The sequence below is a fragment of the Flavobacterium sp. genome (assembly GCF_043773265.1).
Lineage (GTDB): Bacteria > Bacteroidota > Bacteroidia > Flavobacteriales > Flavobacteriaceae > Flavobacterium.
The window spans coordinates 1-5,767 of record NZ_JAYVFH010000052.1 but is presented as its reverse complement, the minus strand read 5'-3'; the positions used below and the strand labels follow the sequence as shown (position 1 = coordinate 5,767).

5 protein-coding genes and 1 other RNA gene are annotated in these 5,767 nt (G+C 29.7%); 3 read left to right on the top strand and 3 right to left on the bottom strand.

What is annotated here, in order from left to right; genetic code table 11:
- Positions 1 to 953 (bottom strand): DNA polymerase III subunit gamma/tau (gene dnaX / locus ACH2BO_RS02700; protein ID WP_395043218.1); only part of this gene is annotated, 953 nt, incomplete at its 3' end.
- A 256-nt stretch (positions 954 to 1,209) separates the two neighbouring features.
- On the opposite strand from dnaX, the gene ACH2BO_RS02695 reads away from it, so the two are divergent.
- The 3 genes from ACH2BO_RS02695 (at position 1,210) to rnpB (ending at position 3,651) form a co-directional block, all read left to right on the top strand.
- Positions 1,210 to 1,461, top strand: a complete 252-nt coding sequence (locus ACH2BO_RS02695; RefSeq protein ID WP_395043217.1) for a hypothetical protein — start codon at positions 1,210 to 1,212, stop codon at positions 1,459 to 1,461.
- Positions 1,462 to 1,466: 5 nt separating this feature from the next.
- Positions 1,467 to 3,194: a tetratricopeptide repeat protein gene (locus ACH2BO_RS02690; protein ID WP_395043216.1), complete on the top strand. Its 1,728-nt coding sequence runs from the start codon at positions 1,467 to 1,469 to the stop codon at positions 3,192 to 3,194.
- Positions 3,195 to 3,239: 45 nt separating this feature from the next.
- Positions 3,240 to 3,651, top strand: an RNA gene (gene rnpB, locus ACH2BO_RS02685) — RNase P RNA component class A.
- A 65-nt stretch (positions 3,652 to 3,716) separates the two neighbouring features.
- On the opposite strand, the gene rsmD is transcribed toward rnpB, so the two are convergent.
- Positions 3,717 to 4,289: a 16S rRNA (guanine(966)-N(2))-methyltransferase RsmD gene (rsmD, locus tag ACH2BO_RS02680; RefSeq protein ID WP_395043215.1), complete on the bottom strand. Its 573-nt coding sequence runs from the start codon at positions 4,287 to 4,289 to the stop codon at positions 3,717 to 3,719.
- Positions 4,286 to 5,086, bottom strand: a complete 801-nt coding sequence (locus ACH2BO_RS02675) for a DUF3822 family protein (RefSeq protein ID WP_395043214.1) — start codon at positions 5,084 to 5,086, stop codon at positions 4,286 to 4,288. Before ACH2BO_RS02675 ends, rsmD begins: the two co-directional genes overlap by 4 nt.
- Positions 5,087 to 5,767 lie beyond the last annotated feature (681 nt).

The window sequence follows — 5,767 nt, the reverse complement described above, 5'->3', positions numbered from 1 at the left end:
CCTTTTAACAAAAATTCCTGCGATACTTTTTGCGATTGTTGTCCGTATAATTTTTGTGCCGCTTCACCCATTTCCAACAAAGAAAGCGTGGCTGGGGTTTTGGACACCAATAAATCCCTAAAATGCGATGCTAATCCGGCAATGAAATGATGACCATCGAAGCCTTTGGACAAAATATCATTGTAGGCCATCAGGACTTCCGGGATTTTGTTTTCCAAAATCAAATCGGTCATATTGATATAGGTCTCATAATCTAAAACGTTCAGATTTTCAGTAACCGCCTGACGTGTTAAGTTGTTACCACAATAGGAAACCACTCTGTCAAAAATGGACAAAGCATCACGCATCGCACCATCGGCTTTTTGAGCAATAATGTGCAAAGCGTCATCTTCAAATTGCACACCCTGACTTTGGGCAACTTCTGCCAAATGTTCTTTCGCATCTTTTACCGTAATCCGTTTAAAATCGAATATTTGGCAACGTGATAATATGGTAGGAATGATTTTGTGCTTTTCGGTGGTAGCCAAAATAAAAATGGCGTGTTTTGGTGGTTCTTCCAATGTTTTCAAAAAAGCATTAAAAGCAGCTGATGATAACATGTGAACCTCGTCAATAATATAAACTTTGAACTGACCAGTTTGTGGCGGAATACGAACTTGATCAATTAAACTTCTTATATCATCAACAGAATTATTAGATGCAGCATCCAATTCAAAAACATTAAATGCAAAATCCTCATTTGGATCATCATAACCAGGTTGATTGATTTTTCTAGCTAAAATTCGTGCACAAGTAGTTTTTCCAACACCTCTTGGACCAGTAAATAACAATGCCGAAGCCAAATGATTAGTTTCAATAGCATTCAACAAAGTATTTGTTATAGCTTGTTGCCCAACAACATCTTTAAATGTTTGTGGACGATACTTACGAGCTGATACTAAAAATTGTTCCATTATTTTTTATTGATTACAAATATAGGTTTTGAAATTCCAAAATGCAAATTCCAAAATGCAAATTCCAAATTCCAAATTCCAAAAAATTAAATTAAAGAATATTTAAATGAATTAAATTAAAGTTTCAATAAATTTTTTATATTTTTGAGAATCTTCTAAATTATTGAATTTTATGCATGAATCTAATAACAATTTATCCGAAAAAACAAATTGTGCTAGTATAGTATTAAAAATGTTTAATGAGCTTCCGAAATTTTTGAAAGTAGTTGTTGCTTTAGCCATTTTCACTCTTATTGGATATGGTATTATTATTAATTATATTAAACCTGAACCAGTAGAACCTGTTGAAGTTATAAAACCAGCGAATAAGGAAAAGCAAAATGTTCCTAAAAATATTGATTCACTTAAAAAATTAGAAGGAAAAAATATAAAAAACAATTTTGAATCTAAGGATAAAAGTAAACAAGTAAATGTTACTGATAACAAAGGAACTATAAACGTTAATTAATTTTTATGAAACATTCAAGTTACATTTTTTTGTTAATTTCATTTTTTTGCTTTAAAAATTCTATCATAGCACAAACTAGAAACTTCAAATCAGAAGGTGAAAGCAAACAAATAAATTTATTGGATAATAAAGGAACTATTAACATAAACAATCAAAATATAAATCTAGACGGAAAGTTATATAATGAGTTAATGTTAACTTATAAAAACCAACTTGAAAAGCGAGAGAAAACAGTAAAAAGAATTGAAGACTATTCTAATGATAACAGCTTTAAAGAGGAGTTAAAAACAATAAATATTGAACTCAAAAAAACGCAAGATAGTATAGAAAGTTATAAAGCAAGCTTTTATAAACTCTATGAAGCATTTTCAAAAATTGAAATTAACACAGAACGATTAAAATTAGCAAAATCTTATTTTGATAAAGGTGAAATAGAAAAAGCAGATGATGTACTTAAATCCGAAGATTTAGCAATTGATCAAAGTAAATTGTTAGCTAAAAAAGAACAAAAAAGTAAAGAATTAAAACTTATTGAAGAACAATTATCTAATAATGCAACTGAATATTTTATAAAAGCTCAAACAACTGCTTTACGATTTGACTTATCTAATCGTTTTCAATTAACCTGTGATTATTACGAACAATCATTTCGCTCAGTCAGAAATGTTAAAGCATTATTAGATTATGCTTATTTTTTAAAATTTCATAACCAAAACGATAAAGCCATTTTATTTTATAAAGAAGTCCTAGAAATAAATAGAAACTTTGCTCAAAGTAATCCCAAAGTTTATTTGCCAGTCATAGTATATATATTAAATAGTTTAGGCGTTTCGCAAATGGATATAAACGATTACGCAAATGCCGAAGTATCTTATAAAGAAGCACTTACAATACTAAGAACATTAGCTCAAAAGAATTTAGAAATCTATTTGCCAGAAGTTGCAATGGTCTTAAATAATTTAGGTATTTTATTAAAGGGTAAAAACGATTATAAAAGTGCAGAACTAACCTATACTGAAGCATTAACAATATATAGAACTTTAGCACAAACCAATCCCGAAATCTATTTGCCAGGCGTAGCAATGACCTTAAATAATTTAGGTTTTTTACAACATGATAAAAACGATTACGTTAATGCTGAAGCATCCTATACTCAAGCACTAAAAATAAGAAGAAATTTAGCTCAAACCAACCCCAAATCCTATATGCAGGATTTAGCAGCGACCTTAACTAATTTAGGTATTTTACAATGTGATAAAAACGATAACGTAAATGCCGAAGTATCTTTTAATGAAGCACTAACTATCTATAAAAGTCTAGCTAAAATCAATCCTGAAACCTATTTGCCTGATGTTGCAATGATATTAAATAATTTTGGTATTTTGCATTCTGTTAAAAACGATTATGTAAGCGCCGAAGTATCGTTTTCTGAAGCGCTAACGATATGTAGAACCTTAGTTCAAACTAATCCTGAAAGCTACGTGCAGGCTTTGGCAAACACCTTGATTAATTTAAGTGCTCTATACCAAGAAGTTATCATTAACAAAGAAAAATCATTATCATTAAATAAAGAAGCCATTGAAGTACTAATTCCTTTTAGTACTATAGGTTATGTTCAAAATTTTTTAAAAAAATCTTTTCATATTCAAAAAAAATGGAACATCAATCTAAAAACCTACCTCATTGAAAATTTTCCTAACAATCCAGAGTTGTTAGATTTATTAGGAGAGTAATAAATCTAAATTCCTAAATATACGATCTAAAATACCTATCTTTGCACAGCAGACCGCCTTATCGCTTTATGCTGAACTTGTTTCAGTATCTTATGTTTTTAGTTTAAATTTATGAGATTCTGAAACAAGTTCAGTTTAAAGAGGAAAGTCCGGACACCAAAGAGTAGCATAGCGGATAACATCCGTCAGTTTACTCTGAATTTATTTCAGAGTCTTCGAGGACAAGTGCAACAGAAAGTATGTACAGATAATGCTGTAGTGAAACCAGGTAAACTCTATGCGGTGAAATTTCAAGTATATCGATAGTTAAGAGTTACTCGCTCATTGTCGAAGGGTAGAAAGATTGAACTTGTGAGTAATTGCAAGTCTAGATAAATGATAAGGTATTTCTAATTTGTATCAGATTCTGAAACAAGTTCAGAAAGAACAGAATCCGGCTTATAGGTCTGCTTTTTTTAATGAAAACTCAATTTATGATTTGAATGACTGTCTGAGCTTGTCGAAGACTTTTTAAATCAAAATTTACTCTTTCTCACTATCAACTTCCTCATCATCAACCTCAAATTCATAAAAAGAAAATACCGAACCACCATAATTCTTTTGAAAAGAAAAATTAATCATATGATTCAATTTGGTATGTTTTGAATGTTCAATTACTAACATTCCTTCTTCGTTAAGGAGTTCGTTTTCAAAAATAAGTAGAATTAATTTTTCAAATTCTTTTTGGTCTAATCCATAAGGTGGATCTGCAAAAATTATATCATAATTTCCTTTGTGCTTTTCAAGAAATTTAAAAACATCATTTTTTATTGCTGTGATGTTCATGTCAAATTCCTTAGCCGTTTGTTTTATGAAATTTACGCAACCCACATCGCCATCAACACAAGTAATATTGTCGCAACCACGAGAACCAAACTCATAACTTATGTTTCCTGTACCAGCAAATAAATCTAAAACTTTGAGTTCAGAAAAATTAAAATGATTATTCAAGACATTAAATAATGCTTCCTTGCTCATATCTGTTGTTGGACGAACAGGTAATTTTTTGGGTGCAGTAATTCGTCTTCCTTTAAATTTTCCAGAAATTATTCTCACGAGTGAAGTAGTATAAAGTGTTCGCGGTTTTCTTTTTCCGAAAACGAATTGTTGGTGTCAGAAACGTCAAATAAAGAAACATTTCTAATGTATTTGTATGCAATTTGATATAATGAATCATTTTCAACAATAGTTCCTAGCAACTCTAATTTAAAATTTTCAGGATTCAATTGCAATTGTTCCGCAGTAAAAAGAATGTAATAAATAAAATCTTCGGCAGTTTTATATTCAAATGAATTACTCAAATGCAACTTTTGATTTTGAACTACTATAATTTCAAAATGAGTATCACTTACATGAACAAACATCTTGCGTTCTTCATTATTCTTAGATAAATCTAGCAATTTAGAAACCAAAATACTATTGGCATGCTTATAATCAAACGAGCCATATTGGTCAATAAAGAAATTATTCATATTCACATAAGGAATGTAAACATTGTTCATTTCATATTTTTCAACAACATCAAAAGCAAAAAAATCAGTCTCAAAAACCTTGGTGTTATACTGTAAATAACTTCCCAAAAACTCTTCATCAAACAAAGCTGTTGGCACAAAAGTCGATAGGTTATTACTGTGAATAATCACAATTTCATCATATTTATGATTCAATTCTGGATTTTCTCTAAAAACCACTGCAAATAAATCTTCAATCTTTGAACTACGCTGAAAACTATCAAAATGAATGTTTTGCAACAATATTGGATTGCTACTTAAAGTGTCAAATATACAAAACGACAATCCATTCAATGAAACTTGAATAGTTAGTTTTTTATAAGTTTTGTCAGTGATACTCATTTTTAGAAAAAGGTTTTAAACAGCGCAAACTTACAAATTTTATACTGAACTTGTTTCAGTATCTCAATAACTTGTTTCAGTATCTCGTCCTATTTAAAGATATGTTTTTTTTTAAGAATTTATGCTGATGAATATCAGGAGCGAATGGTTCGGGCATTTCTACAAACCTTATTCCTGCTTTCCACGTTACAAGGTAACTGCTCCAATCAGGGCTAAACAGCCATCCATTTACATAAAATCAGATTTCCAAAAGACATTAAGTTTAGCAACACAGATTAGAGAAATTTGAGAAATTTAAAAAATCTGTGAAAATTATTCCAATTTCTTAAATCTGTGTTCCTTGTATTATTTTAAATTGCAGAGCTTTCAGAAGCAAATAAAAAAATCTGTGCAAATTATTCCAATTTCTTAAATCTGTGTTCCTTGTATTATTTTAAATTGTAGAGCTTTCAGAAGCAAGTAAAAAAATCTGTGCAAATTATTCCAATTTCTTAAATCTGTGTTCCTTTTATTATTTAAATTATTGAGCTTTCAGAACCAAGCAAAGAAATCTGTGTAAATTATTCCAATTTCTTAAATCTGTGTTCCTTGTATTATTTAAATTATTGAGCTTTCAGAAGCAAATAAAAAAATCTGTGCAAATTATTCCAATTTCTTAAATCTGTGTTCCTTGTATTATTT

Bases quoted from the DNA above. Each gene is read 5' to 3' on its own strand.
- ACH2BO_RS02690 (WP_395043216.1), top strand. From the start codon at position 1,467: ATGAAACATTCAAGTTACATTTTTTTGTTAATTTCATTTTTTTGCTTT.
- ACH2BO_RS02675 (WP_395043214.1), bottom strand. From the start codon at position 5,086: ATGAGTATCACTGACAAAACTTATAAAAAACTAACTATTCAAGTTTCA.